General features: G+C 71.3%; 2 protein-coding genes. One reads left to right on the plus strand and one right to left on the minus strand.

Annotated elements, in window-relative coordinates; all coding sequences use genetic code 11:
• Positions 1 to 130 precede the first annotated feature (130 nt).
• Positions 131 to 1,564, minus strand: a complete 1,434-nt coding sequence (hemN, locus tag AC1D15_RS27340; RefSeq protein ID WP_465113066.1) for an oxygen-independent coproporphyrinogen III oxidase — start codon at positions 1,562 to 1,564, stop codon at positions 131 to 133.
• Positions 1,565 to 1,695: 131 nt separating this feature from the next.
• Here hemN and AC1D15_RS27345 point away from each other — a divergent pair.
• Positions 1,696 to 2,387, plus strand: a 692-nt coding sequence (locus AC1D15_RS27345) for a helix-turn-helix domain-containing protein (RefSeq protein ID WP_477828479.1), incomplete at its 3' end; no start/stop codon positions are given.

Raw genomic sequence — 2,387 nt, forward strand, 5'->3', positions numbered from 1 at the left:
CGGCCCGGCCGTGCTGCCGCAGCCGCGCACGACGGCGGCGCTGCTGGCGCCGCACATCGCGGCGCAGTGCGCCGAGCCGGYCAGGCCGAGCAGCGCGGCGCCGGTGAGCAGCGCGAGGCTCATCGCCGCGTCACAGCACGCGCGAGAAGCGCGCGCCGCCTGCATCGGCGGTGTGCTTGCCTTCGCGCACCCGGGCGCGTGCGGCCTGCAGGTGGCGGTCGAACACCATCGCGATCGCGCGCACCAGCAGCCAGCCGCGCGGCGTGACCTGCACGGTCGCGCCGTTGCCGCCGTCGATCTCGACCAGGCCGTCGGCCACGAACACCTGCAACGACGCCAGCTCGGGCGCGAAGTACGCCGCGCCGTCGACGTCGTGGGCATGGCCGAGCGTCGTGAGGTCGGCGCGGCCCTGGCACATCAGCGCCATGATCACGTCGCGGCGCAGCAGGTCGTCGCTGTCGAGCGCCAGGCCGCGCACCACCGGGAAGCGGCGCTGCGCGAGCGCCTCGTAGTACTCGGGCAGGGTCTTCGCGTTCTGGCTGTAGCTCGTGCCCATGCGGCCGATCGCCGAGACGCCGAGGCCGATCAGGTCGCAATCGGGCTGCGTGCTGTAGCCCTGGAAGTTGCGGTGCAGCCGGCCGGCGCGGCGCGCGCGGGCGAGGGCGTCGCCGGGCAGCGCGAAGTGGTCCATGCCGATGTCTTCATAGCCGGCGGCGAGGAAGCCGCGGATCGCGCCGCGCAGCATCGCCACGCGATCGGCGCCGCTCGGCAGCTCGGCCGTGACGATGCGCCGCTGCGGCTTGAAGCGCTCCGGCAGGTGCGCGTAGCCGTACAGCGCGACGCGGTCGGGGCGCAACTCGGCGATCCGCGACACGGTCTCGGCGAGGCTCTGCGGCGTCTGTTTCGGCAGGCCGTAGATCAGGTCGACGTTGATCGATTCGTAGCCCTGCACGCGCGCGGCGGCGACCAGCACGCGCACGTCCTCGAACGGCTGCACGCGGTGCACGGCCTGCTGCACGTCGGGCTGGATGTCCTGCACGCCGAAGCTGATGCGGTTGAAGCCGAGCGAGCGGAAGTGCGCCAGGCGCTGCGGCGTGACGGTGCGCGGGTCGACCTCGATCGAGACCTCGGCGTCGGGCAGCAGGCGGAACGCGCCGCGCAGCGTCGACATCAGCCGCGTGAGTTCGGCATCGCTCAGGAAGGTCGGCGAGCCGCCGCCGAGGTGCAGCTGCGACACCGGCAGCCCGGTGCCGAGCGCGGTGACGTGCAGTTCGATCTCGGTGGCCAGCGCGTCGAGGTACTCGACGGCGCGCTCATGGTGCCGCGTGATCACCTTGTTGCAGGCGCAGTAGTAGCAGACCGATTCGCAGAACGGGATGTGCACGTAGATCGACAGGGGCGCGGTGCTGCCGTTGCGGGCCACCAGCATCCGCTGGTACTGCTGTGCGTCGAAGGCCTCGCCGAAACGGTCGGCCGTCGGGTACGAGGTGTAGCGCGGGCCGGGCACGTCGAAGCGGCGCAGCAGGTCGTCGTCGAGCGCGGGGGAGGGGTGTGCGGCATTCATGGCGGCACTGTCGCGCGCGCCGCGCCGCGGCGGCTTGCGTTGGATCAACTGGCGGCTGCGGGCGGCCTTCCACAATGCCGTCGAGCCATTCAACCCGATGGAGCGCTGCGGCGCGTCGTGCCATGTCTTCGATGAGCCATTTGCCTGCGCTGCCCGCCGAGCCTGACTGCATGCTGTGCGAGCGGCGCCACCTGTGCCTGCCGGTGGTGCGCGACGACATCGACGCCATCGTGGCCGGCAGCGTTCGGGCGGTGGCTGCGGGGGACACGCTGTTCCTGGAGGACGAGACCTTTGCGTCGCTGTATGCGGTGCGCAGCGGCGCCTTCAAGACCTGTGTCGGTGCGCCGCCGCAGCGCGGGCGCGTGACCGGCTTCGCGTTGCCGGGCGACCTGCTCGGGCTGGACGCGATCGATTCGGGGCTGCACCGCTGCCAGGCGATCGCGTTGCAGGATTCGGAGGTGTGCGAACTGCCGTTCGATCAAGTGGAACAGGCGCTGGCGGCCTCGGGCATGCTGCAGCGCCGTTTCCATCAGCTGATGAGCCGCGAGATCGTGCGCGACCATGCGCTGATGCGGCTGCTCGGGCAGCGTCAGGCGGGGGCGCGGATCGCGGCGTTCCTGCTGGGACTCTCCGAGCGTGCGCTGGAGCGGGGCCAATCGGGGGCCGAGCTGCGGTTGCCGATGAGCCGCGAGGACATCGGCAGCCACCTGGGCTTGCGCATAGAAACCGTGAGCCATGTGCTGACGCGGTTGCGTGCGTCGGGTTGTTTGCGTGTTCGTCTGCGCGAGATCGACATCATCGACAAGCCGGCTCTGCGTGAGGT

This window comes from Rhizobacter sp. P2_H2 (assembly GCF_056403375.1).

Coding starts and splice junctions, on each gene's coding strand:
- hemN (WP_465113066.1), bottom strand. CDS start 1,564: ATGAATGCCGCACACCCCTCCCCCGCGCTCGACGACGACCTGCTGCGC.